Genomic DNA, 15,565 nt, shown 5'->3' with positions numbered 1-15,565 from the left:
CACCGGATTCGAGCAAAGCGCTTGGAAATTTAACCGATTACCAGAATGTCCTACAAAATTGACACATGATCAGAACTCCTGTTACCATCAGGGCCATACAGCATATGAATAATCTTGTGGACACCTTTCAAAAAGGGTATGTAGGAGTGGTTTACTGGAACCACCAGGCTGTTTCAACAACCTCTGAGACGATTACGATATGCATATTCAAGTTGTCGGTATTAAAAATATACAGACCCCCGTCAAGGTACTACAAAAGAAAGGTGGTACTCAGGACACCATAGCCACCATATCCATGCAGGCAAGTTTGCCCAGATCATCACGTGGTAGCTGCGTGGAAACATTTACCAGCGTACTGAACAGTTCTCTGGGGGAGCTGAGCATTCCCAGTTTTGGCAAAATACTCGAAGATGTACAGGAGTCGCTGCATTCCCAAAGTGCCCGGCTGGAAATGAGCTTCCCTTATTTCCTGGAAAAACAGGCTCCCGTAACCGGCACCCGCTCTCTGATGGAATATGGTTGCACATTCTCCGGAGGCATAGGTGAAGACCAGGATTTCATCTTAAGTGTTACGGTTCCGGTAACGACTCTTTGTCCATGCTCAAAAGAGATAAGCAAGGACGGCGCTCATAACCAGCGGGCAGAGGTTCGGCTGAATGTTACAATGGAGAAGTTTGTCTGGATCGAAGACCTGATATCCCTTATCGAGCAATCTGCCTCCTGTGAAGTGTATGCGCTATTGAAACGACCTGATGAGAAATATGTGACCGAGCGGGCCTTTAATAATCCGATGTTTGTAGAAGACGTGGTCCGCAAGGTTGCCCAGGCAGCCATGGCCCACCCGGATATCGGCTGGTTTTCAGCCGGGGTCGAGAGTTTTGAGTCGATTCATAAACACAGCGCCTACGCTTATGTAGACAGCAATGAAATTGACTGAGAAAATGCCCTTTCCAGATCACACACCACACACACTCCACTTATAAGCTTTGAAGGAGCGGCTGTGAAACATTCATAGCCGCTCTTTTAGCTTCCATTACTATTCTTATTCTGTCCTCCCCTGCAGCGCATACCAATCCACCTTTCTTGTTACATACATAACCAACCCGAGCAAGAAGAACAAACCTGTTGCTCCCATCAACAAGGCATAGTCCTCCAGTTGCAAGGTTACAAACAGGTAGGTATAGAGAGCAATAAGCAGTAAAGATGTCACCAATGACATGCGAACCCCGAGGATGCTCTTGGTATAGGCCCCTACCATTGAAATAACCGCAGCAGATGCGGCAAGAAATGCAGTGTTGAAACCAACATGTTCACTCAAGGCCAGGAGAAGAACGTAAAAACATATAATACCAAAACCAATCAGCAGGTACTGAACCGGATGTACCCTGCTTCCGGTCAGGATCTCGGCCACAAAAAACGCCGTGAAACTAAAGACAATAAACATAAGGCTGTATTTCGACGTACGCGTTGTCTTCTGGTAAATATCCGTTCCCTTGAAAATTTTTACACCAAGGCTTGATTCATCAAGATCCTTTTTAGCTCCTTTCCAGCTCTGAGGGTAATTGCGGTTAAAGTGTGATACCTGCCAGGTTGCCTTAAATCCCGACTCCTTCACCTCGTACTCAGTTGGCAGAAATTTCCCTGTAAAGCTCGGGCTGTTCCAGGTCGACTGCAGATCCACTTTTGTTGACTTACCAAGAGGCAGAAAACGAAGCTCGTCACTACCGTTAAGGTTTATTTGGAAATGAAAATCCAGACTTTCATCACGGCTATATGCATAGGGAATAGAGACGCCTGAACTGAAGACATCATCGGTTTCCACACCTGGGGTGACCAAAACCTCCTCGTCATTGATGTACCCTTTGATGTACTGGCGAATCCCTGCCATATCGCTCATTCCCATCGACAGAAACGCCCTGTCCCAATGGATGTCTTCATGGTTCAAATCATAACTAGCCTCGATATCGACCGGGTCAAACCTTCCCCTGATATCCAGTTCAGCCTGGTATAAAGAGGCCTCGAAAATGCCACGGTGGCGAATGCGGGGCTTTAACTCTCCCGATATTTCAAGATTCTTCGGCAAAAAATGCAGATATTCTGTTTTGATAGAGGGTTTATCATTAATATAATAATGCTTTACATCGACAGGAATAGTCAATATTGGACCGCTGAGGACCTGTGACCGACCCCACTTTTCACTTATTTCCTCGATAACGATATTCCTCCTCCCCTCCCTCTCCTGGATAAGCGACGAAACCATCCCTCCCGGTATGAGAAGGATAAGTATAATGAAGCAGATAACCGCGATCTTAATACTTGCCGAATTCCTGATTCTGGTTGCAACTTTATTAACAATCCCCTGTTCCTCATTCACATTTTTCATTTCTTGCATGCATCTCCCTCTTTCAGGTTATCCTGAATTCCGTCCAGCACTGAAGAGACCTCCAGCAGCAATAACTTAGTTTGGGCATGGATTCAGTTTTAGTATTACTCGCCTACTCAACAATCAATAATGATTCTGAGTGTTTTTCTACTTGCCATAGCAGGTGTTACCTGTTGTTTGGCAGATGAAAGTAGATTAAAGTAATGTTGTGCAGTGGAAATGAATGGTCGAAGGATTTTTGGTGAACCTCATGTGCAAATTCAGTGCAGGAAAAAAAGATGCCAGGCAAAACCATACTTGTTGCAGATGATGATGCCCATATACGGGATGTGGTTTGTTTTGCCCTGAAAAAAGCCGGCTACGAGACAGTAGAAGCGAAAAACGGCAGGCAGGCACTGGACCTTGTGGAAAGCTTAACCCCGGATTTGCTCATCCTTGACATCCTTATGCCGGAACTCGATGGAACCGAAGTCTGTCGGCAATTACAGATCAGGTCAGTGGTACCGGTAATCTTTTTATCATCCCTGGATGATGAAATCGAGAAGATCGTTGGCCTTGAAATTGGTGCCGACGACTATATCGCTAAACCCTTCAGTCCTCGCGAACTCGTTGCCCGGGTCAAAGCCGTACTGAGAAGACTTGACCGAAAAAACATTCCCCGGGAAGTACATCCTGACCTGCAATGGAACGGGCTCCGGCTCAACCGTGAACGGTTCGAAGTTACTTTTGACAACAGGCTGGTGGCGTTAACTGTTACCGAATTTGACCTGTTGGAGATATTAATGAGCGCACCGGTACGAGTATTCAACCGGGATCAATTAATGAATATGGGATACCGGGATGGTACTGTTGTCACTGACCGGACCATCGACAGCCACATACGTAAGATCAGACAGAAATTCCGGGCGGCGGGATGCGACCCGATTGAGACTGTCCGAGGTATCGGATACCGAATGGCAGACCGGACCATATGAAGTTGGCTCGCCACCCACAGCTGCGCACCATCTTCCTCTTCACCAACGTCCTCGTTCTCTTACTCCCCATCGGCGGGATAGGCCTGCTAAGGATGTACGAAAGCGAACTGATCCGTCAGACGGAAGCGGCGCTTATTGGCCAGGCTGCGCTTCTCTCTTCCATCTATGCAAACGAACTGGCTTGGCAGGCCAAACATCAACAAACTAATATTGATTACGTGCGGACGCTGCCTGCAGATTCCCCTTTTCACAGTTCTTCCGGCTTTACCCCTGTTAATCCAAGACTGGATATAGCAATTGCAGAAATCCTGCCGTCAGGACCGCCTGCCCAGCAGGTTTCAACCTCACCCAATACAATCAATATGGCTGCCGGCGCCAAACTGCAACCGCTTCTGAAAGATTCCCAGAAGATAACCCTTTGCGGGATCAGACTATTCGACAGCAAAGGAGTGGTTGTGGCAAGCAGCGGCAGTGAAACAGGTCTATCACTGACAAATCGTGAAGAGGTACGCCGTTCCTTGCAGGGTTACTACTCCAGCGTTTTGCGTAAACGCGTATCCGACGAACCGGCACCCTCATTTTCCTCGCTGAGCAGAAAAGGATGGGTTCGAGTACTGGTAGCAATGCCAGTCCTGCACGATCAGAAAATCGTTGGCGGTGTGCTCCTCTCCCGAAGCCCTCTCGGGGTAAGCAAGGGCCTCTATTTTATCCGCAAACATCTGTTATTGGCAGGATTTGCGATCCTGGCCCTGGTTATCTTCATAACCTGGTTGACCAACGCTCTTATCGGCCGACCTCTGAAAAAACTGGTTGTCGAAACCAAAAAGGTGGAGCAACATGGTGGAGTCATGCACCCCCTTGATCATCCCGGTTCACGTGAGGTTGCAGATTTGTCACAATCCATATCCGAGATGGCCAATGGTCTCCAGACCAGAGCCGACTATATCAAGAGTTTTGCCAACCATGTCTCCCATGAGTTCAAAACACCGCTCACCTCCCTCAAGGGGGCTATTGAACTTTTGCAGGACATGGGTCAGGAAATGTCCACGGAGGAGCGCTTACAATTCCTCGAAAACATGGATGGAGATGTTCGTCATCTTGATCGTCTCACTCGAGGATTACTTGAACTTGCAAGAGCTGATATGGCCATCCGTGGAGATACCTCTTGCGAACCCCAAACCGCCTTACTTGAAATCGAAAGGGAATATAACACTTCCAAAAAAACAGTTACCATTAATATTAAACGGCAAGGCGGACTCATAATGATGGATGGGGCCACACTCAAAGACATCCTGACAAATCTTATCACCAACAGTTTCCGACACGGACAGGCACAACAGGTTTCGTTGGTTCTCGACAGGATTACTCACGACGAACGGACCTGGATGTTACTATCCGTCGTTGATGATGGCACCGGGATAGTCCAGGCAAACAGAGATAAAATATTCACCCCGTTTTTCACAACAGCCCGTAACCAGGGAGGCACCGGCCTCGGACTTGCCATCGGCAAAGCGTTACTTGCAGCTCATGGGGGAAGGCTGGTACTTGCAGACAACAAAGAAGGGCAGTGTGTATTCGAAATCACACTGCCCTTCCAACAATAATATTGAGACACTATATTGCACTCAATAGTAAATTATCCAACCGGCATTACTGACAATTCTCCCGAACGTCTGGAAGTTCGGCACATGCCAGAATAAATTTCTCAATATCCTCTTCATGTACATCCTGCAGATCAACAAACTCAAAATAACAATCACGGGTGTGGTAATGATGCAGATGCACGGGAATCTGCTTTGGACTATGGCGACGAATACGACGACAGCTGAGTCCCTGAACAAACATACCACCGTTACAATCAAGCAGGTCAATATTGGTAAGAACAGGACTGAAAATCTCCGACTCTACCATACACCTGCAGGCAATGCCGCTACGACTTATATTTATAATTTCCGCAAAATGCTCCTGATTATAAAACAAAGCATCCTGCTGAACATTATAGCGGATATGTCTCCGGCGTTCGGGTTGTGCCTGCACTTTGGACACAACAGAATCTTTTAATTTGCCAGACATACTGCCACCTCCCCAAGGTGTTGATAGCCGTCATGGCGCTCTTGATTTTGATATATTCGCCAACCTCGATCCCCACAATAGAGGCCAACTACCTGACAATAAATTGCATTATAACACAACCAGGAACACCGTTCAAGAAAACCAATGAAAGATTATAGATGATTAATATCTTTAGAGACTTATAAGGAAGTACTATCTGTTTGGAAATTATTTTCTGAACAACCAAAACAAAAAGGAGAGAATGCCGCTGACAAGCAGGCATGAGGTAATGGGGAAAAACAATCTGAACCCGTCACGCTTTATAATGATATCACCGGGCAAGCGACCCAGGGGGAGCTTTGAGATCCATGGCCAGAGCAGGCCGACACCGACCAGCACCAACCCGATGATGATAAGGTTTCGAGACACCTTCCATACTCCTTGTCAGGTGCCAAAACCTGAAAACTTTTTTCTGAACTGTACGTTTTCCTTCTCACCACTCATCATCTTCTTTAACATAGTCAACTCAGCCCTGGCCTGTCGCAATTCAACTTTGAGTGCTTCTGCTTCGGTATATGCAGCCTTTTCCAGTGCTTTTTCCAGCTGATCGACATTTTGCTGTGCCCGATATTGATCCCGGGCTAGTGCTCTTATAGACATAGTGTTATTCCAGATGTATTATCGTATAGTAAATTTACAGACAACATTTTTTCAATAACTGACAGTATACCTGAGCAAGGTGTAGTTACCAGAGATAAATTCCAATGAACCGGGACCTGAACGGAGAGCCATAGTGAGAACATTCTTTCTTCTTTGCATTATACTACTAAATGTATCGGCCGTATTTGCGGAACCTGTTCGGACAATCACTGTCTACAATGATGCCGTTGCCATTCTCCCGGCCGACTATTCACGAATCCATGCACAACTGAAGGTTGTTGCGGACTCCATGGAGAAAAGTCGTTCATCAGTACAAAGTGACATGATAAAACTGGCACAGAAAATGGCAGCCTTAGGTATAGAGCCTGCTGATATCACCGTCTCTACCATCACTCAGGGCATAGAGTATGGGTGGGAGAGCAATAGTCGGGTGGTGAATGGGTATTTTAGTGCCGGCACACTACAGATAAAAGTCAATGTCCTGGAACATATTCATGAGGTGTATAAGGAACTCTCCCGCTACCCGTCACTCTCAATAAATTATACCGAATACGACAGAAATGATAAAAAACAGCAGGAAACACGTCTTTTACAGCAAGCCCTGCTTTCTGCCCGTGAAAAAGCAGCCATCATGGCTGCAGCCCTGGATGCAAAACTCGGCGCGGTACATTCCATTCAGGAAACATCCCTCCCTGCCTCCGGACCACAACCTTTCCGGGCAGCCAAGGCCATGAGTGAAGTTCCTGCAGTGACCATGGGCTCGGTGACAGTCCGGGCGGAAGTTACTGTTGTTTTCGAGCTAGAGTAAGCGCCTTTTCAGGAAGCCTCGACGACACGAAGCTGTTCACCGCCGAGAAATGCCGCGATGTTTTCCGCCGTCTGATCTAGTATTCGCTGCCTTGCCTCTACAGAAGCCCAGGCAATATGCGGCGTAACGAGAAGGTTCGGAAGCTCCTCATCAAGTAAGGGGTTGCCGTCAACAGGAGGCTCCTTTGTGAGAACATCCACCGCAGCGCCGCCGATTTCACCATTTTTCAAGGCTTCCGCAAGTGCGGCCTCATCAACGATTCCGCCTCTGGCACCATTAACAAGAATGGCCGTCGATTTCATCATCGACAGTTCTTTTTTCCCTATGAGGTGCGTTGTTTCAGAAGTCAAAGGGCAATGTAGGGTGAGGACATCAATTTGCGGGAGTATTTCAGCCAGAGAGGGCCGTGTATCGTCCCGCAAACCGGGACGCGCTGCCACCAATATCTCCATTCCGAAGGCTTCGGCCAGTTTTGCCACACCTTTTCCCAGTGTGCCAAACCCGACTATACCGAGTTTTTTCCCGCACAACTCCGTAATCGGATACTCAAGAAAACAAAATTGATCCGACTGCTGCCATCGACCTGATCGTACGGCCTCATGATACTGAATCAAGCTGGTGGACAGGGCAAGTATGGAAGTGAAAATATGTTGCGCTACAGAGGCAGTACCATATGCACGGCAATTTACCACCGTTATGCCTCCATCCCGACAGGCCGCCAGATCAACACAATCAGTACCCGTCGCCACGACCGCTATCAACCTGAGATTTTTTGCGTTGTCAAGCAGCTCACGAGTCATCTTCACTTTATTGAGAATCACAATTTCTGCAGTCTCAATTCGTGACGCCACCTCTACAGGCTGACTTTTTTGATATATCTTCATGGGCCCACACACTTTGTGCAAACCGCTTAGATTAAGTTCATCCAGTCCCTTGGCATCGAGAAATACTGTTTTCATGTCCTTTATTCTCCCTGATTCCTGGTTGAATTCAACCTTGTTTCCAGATCGTCAAAACCATGATACCCCGCGGTGAAAAGACTTTTGCCCTTTTCAATAAACTCTTCAAAATTCCACTGCAGAGAAGAGAGCATGTGTGCATACTCACCTTTTACAACATAGGTCATAGCCTTACGCACCTCGTTTGCCCCTTGCAACTGTACCTCGACTTCCATTCGGCTGTACATATCCCCTTCAAAAATATCGAGTCGATGAACAGCCTCATGTTCCACATTGAGGTAGAGCAACCCATCCACCCGACCACCCTGTTCTTGCCGTATTCCTGGATATTGAGCATTTTTAATACGGTAACGGCTAAAACCAGATAAGACAGCCTTTTCACCAACAGGCTGAGAACCGGACGCATCATTCATTATCTCCCTGTCCATGAGGGATCCATACACAAATATATTCATTTTCCCGCGTTAAAGCCCAACCGTCGCACCCTACGGTTGCTTCTCCATTATTTTTTGTAGTATATTTTTTGTACTTAACGATTTACATTTATTTCATCACACGTATCAACTAACCTGGCGGTCATGTACACACCCACTAATATTTCGCGTACCGTTCCAAGCTTGCTGGTTTCCCTATGCCTTGCTTTTAGCCTTCTGGCCTGCACCAAGAAAAAGGTCTACTACCACCCAAAAAGCTCGACAACTGCAATCCACGCAACGCCCTACAAGGTTCGTCACCACACCACAGTTGACAAATCCCAGGTCAGGGAAACCCTCCATGACTTTTATACCGACTGGCAGGGAGCCCCCTATAAGAACGGCGGCATGTCTCAAAGCGGTATCGATTGTTCGGCCTTTACCTACCTCGCATACCGAAATCTATTTACCATCGATTTACCCCGAACAGTCTCTGAACAGGCGCGCCAAGGTAAGAAAATCCCTCGCAATGCGCTCAAACCTGGAGATCTGGTTTTTTTCAAAACCGGTCTTTTCCAAAAACATGTGGGGATATACATGGAAGACCTCTCTTTCATACATGTCTCCACCATCAAAGGTGTTATGATTTCACGACTTGACGATGATTACTGGAGAAACAAGTACTGGAAATCGAAAAGATTACTCTAGGAGGCTGTCCGACAATGCCCTTTCTCCCCGGATTTCCGCTGTTTCATGAAAATAATGCTTGCAACATCAAACATATGGCTGTGAAAAATTTTCTCCATTTGCCTCGATCTTAGCCAAAATGACAATTCTCCGACACGCTCTTAGACGTAGTGTTTACAACACCCGCTTACGTGCCTCCGCCTGCTCAATTGCCCCTTTCACCATCCGGAACAATTCCCGGTAATGGACCCGGTTCCTGCTTTTTACATAATTATAAATCGTCTTCCTTATCTCACTTTCCTTTAAGTCCACATACCGATCCAACAGCGGGGGGATCTCACTGCTCTGCCAGTTAATGTCCCATTCGACCTGATTTCGCTGGCAATCCTGATGTGACTCAACCGCCTCGTTGATAAGGGTATCGCGCACCCTTTCGGCTTCATGAAACTGCTGTTTCGTTTTCAGGTCCGAACCTTTGCGCTGGGCCAGAAATTCATAGATGCCATCAAGTGATTCCTGCCGCATGACCTTGGCGACATACTTCACCTGTCTGTTTCTTGAGCCACCTTTAAGCCCTCTTGCTGCGATTATTTCACCCTTCAATTCTTCGCTGCAAACAAGACTTTTGAGTTCATTGTTGGACAGTTCCACAAGTTCGGCAGCCACCATTTCGGTCTGCTTAAACTGCCTTTTTTTTTCGGATTTACTAATATATTCAGTCATAGACCTTCAGCCGTTGATAAGAAAGAGAATTAAGGGTAGTTATGCCTGGAACGTGATAAGGGACGGCATATATTCTTTTGGCGCCTCATAGCCGAGTAGATTGCACACCGTCGCCGCTACATTGGCCAGTCCCGCCTCGGCCACACCGGAAAAAGCTATTGAATTAGCGCCACTAAAGTCTTTGATAATAAACGGGACCGGGTTCAGGGTGTGGGCAACCATCGGAGCACGTTTCCCCTTTTTCTCCGTCCACATGCAGTCGGCATTACCATGATCTGCAGTTATAACAGCGATCCCGCCTGCCTTTTCAATTACCGGCAACAATCGCCCCAGGCACATATCAACAGTCTCCACAGCTATCCTGACTGACTCAACAACCCCGGTATGGCCGACCATATCACAGTTGGCATAATTGAGTCGGATAAATTTTTTATCCGCCTTTTTTATCTCTGCGATTACCCTATCTGTGATATCCGCAGCCTTCATCCAGGGACGCTGATCAAACGGCACAGTCTCCGACAAAACCTCTTCATACCTCTCAAGTTTTTCATCAATATAGCCAGACTTGTTGCCGTTCCAGAAATAAGTAACATGGCCAAACTTCTGGGTCTCGGAAATTGCGTACGAGCTTACACCTGCCGCACAAAGATATTCACCCAGGGTATTATTAATGGCCGGGGGCTCTACCAGGTAGTTCTCAGGAATATTGGCGTCACCGTCATACTGCATGATGCCTGCATAGTAAACATCGGGATGGCGAACCCGGTCAAATTTTGTAAACTCCTCTTCCTCAAAGGCCCGTGATATTTCAATGGCCCGGTCTCCTCTGAAATTAAAAAGGACCACTCCATCACCATCGTTTATGGTACCGACGGGATTCCCCCCTTCAGTGACGACAAAACTATCCATATACTGATCTGTCATATCCGGATCTTCACTATAGTAGGTCTCGACAGCGTCAGAAGCCTTGGCAAAAGACCTGCCTTCACCAAGGACATGTGCTTTCCAGCCCTTTTCCACAATTGACCAGTCAGCATTATAACGATCCATGGTTGTTACCATGCGCCCCCCGCCGGAGGCGATGCGGTAGTCAAGTCCCCGTGCTGAAAGTTCCTCCAGCTTTTCCTCAAGCGGTATAATATAATCCAGGGCACTCTTAGCTCCAACATCGCGACCGTCCAGAAGAGCATGAACGCGAACATGTTGAAGCCCCTGTTCGGCGCAACCGTCTAATAGCTGATAGAGGTGGTCGATATGACTATGTACATTACCATCTGAAACAAGGCCGATAAAGTGGAGCACACCACTCTCGGCCCTCCCCTTTAACTCAGCCCAGCTTTTACCCAGAAAGACATCTTTACTCTCCAGTGCTTCGCCGACAAGCTTTGCCCCTTGAGAGAACACCCTGCCGGCACCGAGGGCGTTATGGCCGACCTCGGAGTTGCCCATATCGTCGTCTGATGGCAACCCCACTGCTGTTCCATGAGCATTGAGTGTGGTTACCAGATTCTCCTCAAGGAGTTGGTCGAGTACAGGTGTGTGAGCCATGAAAACACCATCCCGTTCATCACGGCTGCCGATACCCACACCATCCAGCACAAAAAAAACCACCGGGCCCTGAAACGAACGATATCCGGAGAGAGAATTCAAACACAAAGAAGACATATTATTCACCTTCTGGAAAAGATATTTAACAATGAAATGAGCAAGGAATCTTATAACCCTTTTTAGGCTACCTGCTATTTATGACAATTTTTAAGACGTAAGGCACTAAAAAATAATCATCAAATCAATATTTACTCCCTTCTCCCTGAGAAATAACAAACCTGATTATAAGTGGACAATATTTCGATTTATCATAAAACATCTTTTGAGATTCAAAGTGTTAGTATAGGTCACTTAAGGGTATTTATCTCCTGACACCACCTCTTTTTTCGTTTATCTCCACGCCTAATTCTGCTATTGTTTTCCTAAATACAATTCATTGAAACTTCACCTTCAAGCCGACAATGAGTAGATTATCTTTCTGTTGACAATTCAATACATTACAGACATCAGCCGTTTATGAAATCCCTGTCTTCACCCAACAACCTGGTTCTCAAAGTAGACCAGGGTAGCCCCGGACTTTTCAGCACATTGCTCCAGTCAGGGCTTCAAATAGCAATAGAACCCGGCACCACGATCGATGCCCTTCTCATGAAGCTTCCTGGCTTCACCAGCGAATACATAGCTGAGAGGGTGCAAACCATTTTTCTTGATGGGACGGCAACCGACGATCTGTACACCCCTATTTCAGGTATTAAGTGCGTGCTCGCCATCACCACCGCAATGCCCGGTCTCGCCGGTGCCATTTTCAGAAAAGACAGTCATCATGCCGCTCTCAGAACAACAACTGTAAACACAACTATTGACACCTCCATAAAAGAAACGATAGTTACCCTGAAGCTCTTCAGTGCCCTGGCTAAAGAAAGAGGTCCCGGACTGCTCAATGACGGTGTAACGGTAGGCTCTTCAAATTTGGTTTCTTTTTTGAATTACCGGCCCAGTCTCCTTGGCCGCATCAAACGGTGTACCTTTAACGACAGGCAACTGGCACCCGAAGAGCTTTGCGAAAAAATTAAACCATTTGAAACTATCCATCTCAGAGTCCACACGTAACATGCCTACTACCCCACCAACCAAAGATATGCTTGGGCGAACAGGCCTGATGACTGTAGAAGAGGCGCAGACTCTTTTACTCAACCGGCTTTCAGAAACTCGCTGCCCAATTGAAAAAATCCCCCTTGAACAGGCTCTTGATCGCATTCTGGCAGAATCAATCCACTCCCCTGAGAACCTGCCCCCGCAGGCCCGTTCGGTCATGGACGGTTTTGCCGTCAAGGCAGCGGACACTTTTGGCGCCTCAGAGTCCATGCCTTGCTACCTCGACATCACCGGTCAGGTAGATATGGGGGCCCTTCCCGAGGGAACTGTTGAAAAAGGGAAGTGCTACCGCATTGCCACCGGCGGATTTCTCCCCCAAGGTGCAGATTCGGTGGTCATGTTTGAACATACGATCCCCGTTGACGATTCCATAATTGAAATCGTAAAGAGTGTCGGCGAAGGTACGAATATTATCAACACCGGCGAGGATATCTGTGAAGGCCAACAGGCCCTGGAGAAGGGAAAGCTACTCCGGCCTCAGGATCTTGGCCTGCTTGCGGCATTGGGGCTTGCCGAAATACCGGTATTCAAAAAGGTCCGCGTTGGAATCGTCTCCACCGGAGACGAGATTATTGAGCACCACAAACCGCTTACGCCCGGTAAGATTCGCGATATAAATTCGATGACCCTGGCTGGCATGGTACAGAGAAACGGTGGAATCCCAACCAACTATGGAATCGTTTCCGACACCAGGGATATCTTTTTCCCGGCCCTTACAAAAGCGGTTCACGAAAATGATATCGTCCTCTTTTCCGGTGGCAGCTCTGTAGGGGTTCGCGACCTTGGTGAACAGGCTGTTGAGACCCTGGGACCCCCTGGAATTCTTGTTCACGGAGTTGCCTTAAAACCCGGCAAACCCGTGCTTATTGGTCTCAGCGACACCACACCACTCTTCGGACTACCGGGTCATCCGGTTTCTGCCCTGGTCTGCTTCGATCTGTTTGTGGCACCTGCGATACAAGCAATCTCAGGACGCTGTTTAGAAAACAATCAGCTTCGTCCGGCCGTTACAGCCCGACTATCTAGAAACCTGAATTCGGCTGCCGGAAGGCTCGATATCGTCAGGGTCCGTTTACAACCGGACACAGGGCTCCCGATTGCAGACCCTGTCATGGGAAAATCTGGAGCGATATCTACACTCTCCGGTTCCGACGGTTTTTTTATTATTGATGAAGACAGCCAGGGAGTCGCCCAGGATTCTGTCGTTACCATATACCGCTATCAATGAGTAAACATAATATATACGTCAAGAACACCCCGCTGCCTGAAGCAAAGTCGGCATGGCTCAAAGCACTTGAGGATTGTGGTTTTTTCTCAGGTAAACTCACCGAAACCATTCCTGTCGATGAATCCTTAGGCAGGGTTACCGCAGAACCTGTCTTTGCCATTCGCTCTTCTCCCGCCCATAATGCAGCAGCCATGGACGGTATCGCCGTACATTTCAGCTCTCTTGCCTCTGCAAGCGAGGCGTCGCCGGTTATTTTACCTGCGGGTGCATTCCAACAGGTAAACACCGGTAATTCCATTCCGGAAGGAATGAATGCGGTGGTCATGATCGAAGATGTTCACTTCTTAGACAAAGGTTCTGTGCAACTCCACATGCCGGCAACACCATGGCAGCATGTACGTACCATCGGCGAGGATATCGTCGCCACCGAACTCATACTACCAGAGGGGCATCAGGTTCGGCCTATTGACCAGGGTGCTATGCTGGCAACAGGTGTTACCGAAATTACCGTTCAGCGAAGCCCGAAAGGTGTGGTTATACCTACGGGCAGTGAACTTATCCAACCTGATGCCTCACCAAAACCCGGTGACATCATCGAATTTAATTCACGTATCCTGTCCGGTTATTTGCGTGAATGGGGGGCCGATGCAGAACGCGCCCAACCGGTCCCAGACGACCCGGAACTGCTTGAGACCCGCCTGCGTCAGGCTGCTGCCGAAAACGACTTTGTGGTTTTGAACGCCGGGGCATCCGCAGGTACTCGAGACTTCAGTTCCTCCGTTCTGGGCAAGGTTGGCAAGGTCATCGTTCACGGTGTAGCGATCAAGCCCGGCAAACCTGTTATCCTGGCTCTCATAGACAACACTCCGGTGATTGGGTTACCAGGCTATCCGGTCTCCGCTGTCCTGACGATGAGACTGTTTATCAGGGAAATGCTGGGACGCCTCCTGGGGAGGGATCTGGCCGATTATGGGTCCACTGAAGCGATCATGTCACGCCCGATTCACTCTGCAATGGGTGTGGACGAATTTGTCCGCATCACACTGGGAAAGGTCGGGGACTCACTTATGGCTACCCCTGCCGGCAAGGGTGCAGGAGCCGTGATGTCCCTGGTGCGCGCCGACGGTCTCTTGACCATCCAGGCTGGCAGTGAAGGTGTAGGTGCAGGTGAAAAGGTTTCGATCGAACTTGTCCGCCCCCGATCTGAAGTTGAGGCGACCCTTGTATTCATTGGCAGCCACGACAACATCCTCGACCTTCTCGCCAACCAGCTTTATCAACAACGACCCCTGACCCGTGTCTCCTCGGCACATGTCGGCTCTATGGGCGGCATCATGGCTATCCGCAGGGAAGAGGCGCATATGGCCGGTTGTCACCTGCTCGACGAGTCGACCGGTGAATACAATGTCTCTTTTATCAAGCGGTTGCTGCCCCATACCGAACTTCAGCTCGTGAACCTCTGTTACCGCGAACAAGGTCTCATTGTATCTAAAGGCAACCCGAAGAACATAGGTGGCTTTGAGGATATGGTCGAAAGAGACCTGACATTCATCAACCGACAGCGAGGAGCAGGAACTCGGTTGCTTACAGATAAAATTCTTGCAGACAACGGTATTGATCCTAAAACCCTGGCTGGTTACGAGCATGAAGAATACACCCATATGTCAATTGCAGCAGCTGTGCTGAGCGACAATGTGGACGCAGGAATGGGCATACGGGCTGCTGCCGTTGCCCTGGGGCTTGATTTTGTACCGGTAGCCGAAGAACGTTACGATCTGATAATCCCCAAAAAGTTCCTGGATGATCCAAAAGTTGTAAAAGTCATGGACCTTATCAATAGCAGCAAAGAGTTCCATGAGAAGATAGTGGCCCTCGGAGGATACAACCTGAGGGACACCGGAAAAGTCATGTATGAGCAGTAAACATAAATAATGCAAAGAACCTGCGCATGTCTTTTTCACATTTATTGAATTAA

General features: G+C 48.1%; 16 protein-coding genes. 8 read left to right on the top strand and 8 right to left on the bottom strand.

What is annotated here, in order from left to right; translation table 11 throughout:
* Positions 1 to 199 precede the first annotated feature (199 nt).
* Positions 200 to 937: a GTP cyclohydrolase FolE2 gene (folE2, locus tag GA520_RS08000; RefSeq protein ID WP_163339352.1), complete on the top strand. Its 738-nt coding sequence runs from the start codon at positions 200 to 202 to the stop codon at positions 935 to 937.
* 105 nt (positions 938 to 1,042) lie between these two features.
* Here folE2 and creD read toward each other — a convergent pair whose 3' ends face one another.
* A complete protein-coding gene (creD, locus tag GA520_RS07995; protein WP_163339353.1) occupies positions 1,043 to 2,392 on the bottom strand; it encodes a cell envelope integrity protein CreD in 1,350 nt (449 codons plus the stop codon).
* 269 nt (positions 2,393 to 2,661) lie between these two features.
* Here creD and GA520_RS07990 point away from each other — a divergent pair, with 269 nt between their 5' ends.
* Together GA520_RS07990 and GA520_RS07985 are read left to right on the top strand one after the other, a co-directional pair.
* Positions 2,662 to 3,357, top strand: a complete 696-nt coding sequence (locus GA520_RS07990; RefSeq protein ID WP_163339354.1) for a response regulator transcription factor — start codon at positions 2,662 to 2,664, stop codon at positions 3,355 to 3,357.
* Positions 3,354 to 4,961, top strand: a complete 1,608-nt coding sequence (locus GA520_RS07985) for a sensor histidine kinase KdpD (RefSeq protein WP_163339355.1) — start codon at positions 3,354 to 3,356, stop codon at positions 4,959 to 4,961. Before GA520_RS07990 ends, GA520_RS07985 begins: the two co-directional genes overlap by 4 nt.
* Positions 4,962 to 5,007: 46 nt before the next feature.
* Here the strand turns inward: GA520_RS07985 and GA520_RS07980 are convergent, their stop codons facing one another.
* From GA520_RS07980 to GA520_RS07970, 3 genes are all read right to left on the bottom strand, one after another.
* Positions 5,008 to 5,430, bottom strand: a complete 423-nt coding sequence (locus GA520_RS07980; protein WP_163339356.1) for a PilZ domain-containing protein — start codon at positions 5,428 to 5,430, stop codon at positions 5,008 to 5,010.
* A gap of 207 nt (positions 5,431 to 5,637) precedes the next feature.
* Positions 5,638 to 5,838, bottom strand: coding sequence for a DUF2905 domain-containing protein (locus tag GA520_RS07975; protein ID WP_163339357.1), 201 nt, complete (start codon positions 5,836 to 5,838; stop codon positions 5,638 to 5,640).
* Positions 5,839 to 5,853: 15 nt separating this feature from the next.
* Positions 5,854 to 6,069, bottom strand: a complete 216-nt coding sequence (locus GA520_RS07970; RefSeq protein ID WP_163339358.1) for a hypothetical protein — start codon at positions 6,067 to 6,069, stop codon at positions 5,854 to 5,856.
* A 133-nt stretch (positions 6,070 to 6,202) separates the two neighbouring features.
* On the opposite strand from GA520_RS07970, the gene GA520_RS07965 reads away from it, so the two are divergent.
* On the top strand, positions 6,203 to 6,877 hold the full coding sequence (locus tag GA520_RS07965; protein WP_163339359.1) for an SIMPL domain-containing protein: 675 nt from the start codon (positions 6,203 to 6,205) through the stop codon (positions 6,875 to 6,877).
* Positions 6,878 to 6,885: 8 nt separating this feature from the next.
* Here the strand turns inward: GA520_RS07965 and GA520_RS07960 are convergent, their stop codons facing one another.
* Together GA520_RS07960 and GA520_RS07955 are read right to left on the bottom strand one after the other, a co-directional pair.
* Positions 6,886 to 7,836, bottom strand: a complete 951-nt coding sequence (locus GA520_RS07960) for a D-2-hydroxyacid dehydrogenase (protein WP_163339360.1) — start codon at positions 7,834 to 7,836, stop codon at positions 6,886 to 6,888.
* Between the two features lie 5 nt (positions 7,837 to 7,841).
* Positions 7,842 to 8,264 carry a gamma-glutamylcyclotransferase family protein gene (locus tag GA520_RS07955; RefSeq protein ID WP_163339361.1) on the bottom strand — a complete coding sequence of 141 codons (423 nt, stop codon included), beginning with the start codon at positions 8,262 to 8,264 and terminating at the stop codon, positions 7,842 to 7,844.
* A 150-nt stretch (positions 8,265 to 8,414) separates the two neighbouring features.
* On the opposite strand from GA520_RS07955, the gene GA520_RS07950 reads away from it, so the two are divergent.
* On the top strand, positions 8,415 to 8,957 hold the full coding sequence (locus GA520_RS07950; protein ID WP_163339362.1) for a C40 family peptidase: 543 nt from the start codon (positions 8,415 to 8,417) through the stop codon (positions 8,955 to 8,957).
* Between the two features lie 153 nt (positions 8,958 to 9,110).
* Here the strand turns inward: GA520_RS07950 and yjgA are convergent, their stop codons facing one another.
* Together yjgA and gpmI are read right to left on the bottom strand one after the other, a co-directional pair.
* The gene (yjgA, locus tag GA520_RS07945) at positions 9,111 to 9,659 is read right to left on the bottom strand and encodes a ribosome biogenesis factor YjgA (RefSeq protein ID WP_163339363.1); all 549 of its coding nucleotides are present in this window, start codon (positions 9,657 to 9,659) and stop codon (positions 9,111 to 9,113) included.
* Between the two features lie 39 nt (positions 9,660 to 9,698).
* A complete protein-coding gene (gene gpmI, locus GA520_RS07940; RefSeq protein WP_163339364.1) occupies positions 9,699 to 11,324 on the bottom strand; it encodes a 2,3-bisphosphoglycerate-independent phosphoglycerate mutase in 1,626 nt (541 codons plus the stop codon).
* Between the two features lie 399 nt (positions 11,325 to 11,723).
* On the opposite strand from gpmI, the gene GA520_RS07935 reads away from it, so the two are divergent.
* From GA520_RS07935 to GA520_RS07925, 3 genes are read left to right on the top strand one after another with little or no spacing between them, the layout of a single operon-like run.
* Positions 11,724 to 12,317: a hypothetical protein gene (locus GA520_RS07935; RefSeq protein ID WP_163339365.1), complete on the top strand. Its 594-nt coding sequence runs from the start codon at positions 11,724 to 11,726 to the stop codon at positions 12,315 to 12,317.
* A 1-nt stretch (position 12,318) separates the two neighbouring features.
* Positions 12,319 to 13,590: a gephyrin-like molybdotransferase Glp gene (gene glp / locus GA520_RS07930; protein ID WP_163339366.1), complete on the top strand. Its 1,272-nt coding sequence runs from the start codon at positions 12,319 to 12,321 to the stop codon at positions 13,588 to 13,590.
* Positions 13,587 to 15,512 carry a molybdopterin biosynthesis protein gene (locus GA520_RS07925; RefSeq protein WP_163339367.1) on the top strand — a complete coding sequence of 642 codons (1,926 nt, stop codon included), beginning with the start codon at positions 13,587 to 13,589 and terminating at the stop codon, positions 15,510 to 15,512. The genes glp and GA520_RS07925 overlap by 4 nt, the downstream gene beginning before the upstream one ends.
* Positions 15,513 to 15,565 lie beyond the last annotated feature (53 nt).

Origin of the sequence: Desulfopila sp. IMCC35008, from assembly GCF_010646885.2 — a bacterium.
In the GTDB taxonomy this organism is placed as follows: domain Bacteria; phylum Desulfobacterota; class Desulfobulbia; order Desulfobulbales; family Desulfocapsaceae; genus Desulfopila.
The sequence above is the reverse complement of the archived record's forward strand: the minus strand, read 5'-3'. Positions and strand labels throughout refer to the sequence as shown.

What these genes read in the sequence shown, in the direction of transcription:
- folE2 (WP_163339352.1), top strand. Translation starts at nt 200, where the DNA reads ATGCATATTCAAGTTGTCGGTATTAAAAATATACAGACCCCCGTCAAG.
- creD (WP_163339353.1), bottom strand. Translation starts at nt 2,392, where the DNA reads ATGCAAGAAATGAAAAATGTGAATGAGGAACAGGGGATTGTTAATAAA.
- GA520_RS07990 (WP_163339354.1), top strand. Translation starts at nt 2,662, where the DNA reads ATGCCAGGCAAAACCATACTTGTTGCAGATGATGATGCCCATATACGG.
- GA520_RS07985 (WP_163339355.1), top strand. Translation starts at nt 3,354, where the DNA reads ATGAAGTTGGCTCGCCACCCACAGCTGCGCACCATCTTCCTCTTCACC.
- GA520_RS07980 (WP_163339356.1), bottom strand. Translation starts at nt 5,430, where the DNA reads ATGTCTGGCAAATTAAAAGATTCTGTTGTGTCCAAAGTGCAGGCACAA.
- GA520_RS07970 (WP_163339358.1), bottom strand. Translation starts at nt 6,069, where the DNA reads ATGTCTATAAGAGCACTAGCCCGGGATCAATATCGGGCACAGCAAAAT.
- GA520_RS07960 (WP_163339360.1), bottom strand. Translation starts at nt 7,836, where the DNA reads ATGAAAACAGTATTTCTCGATGCCAAGGGACTGGATGAACTTAATCTA.
- GA520_RS07955 (WP_163339361.1), bottom strand. Translation starts at nt 8,264, where the DNA reads ATGGACAGGGAGATAATGAATGATGCGTCCGGTTCTCAGCCTGTTGGT.
- GA520_RS07950 (WP_163339362.1), top strand. Translation starts at nt 8,415, where the DNA reads ATGTACACACCCACTAATATTTCGCGTACCGTTCCAAGCTTGCTGGTT.
- yjgA (WP_163339363.1), bottom strand. Translation starts at nt 9,659, where the DNA reads ATGACTGAATATATTAGTAAATCCGAAAAAAAAAGGCAGTTTAAGCAG.
- gpmI (WP_163339364.1), bottom strand. Translation starts at nt 11,324, where the DNA reads ATGTCTTCTTTGTGTTTGAATTCTCTCTCCGGATATCGTTCGTTTCAG.
- GA520_RS07935 (WP_163339365.1), top strand. Translation starts at nt 11,724, where the DNA reads ATGAAATCCCTGTCTTCACCCAACAACCTGGTTCTCAAAGTAGACCAG.
- glp (WP_163339366.1), top strand. Translation starts at nt 12,319, where the DNA reads ATGCCTACTACCCCACCAACCAAAGATATGCTTGGGCGAACAGGCCTG.
- GA520_RS07925 (WP_163339367.1), top strand. Translation starts at nt 13,587, where the DNA reads ATGAGTAAACATAATATATACGTCAAGAACACCCCGCTGCCTGAAGCA.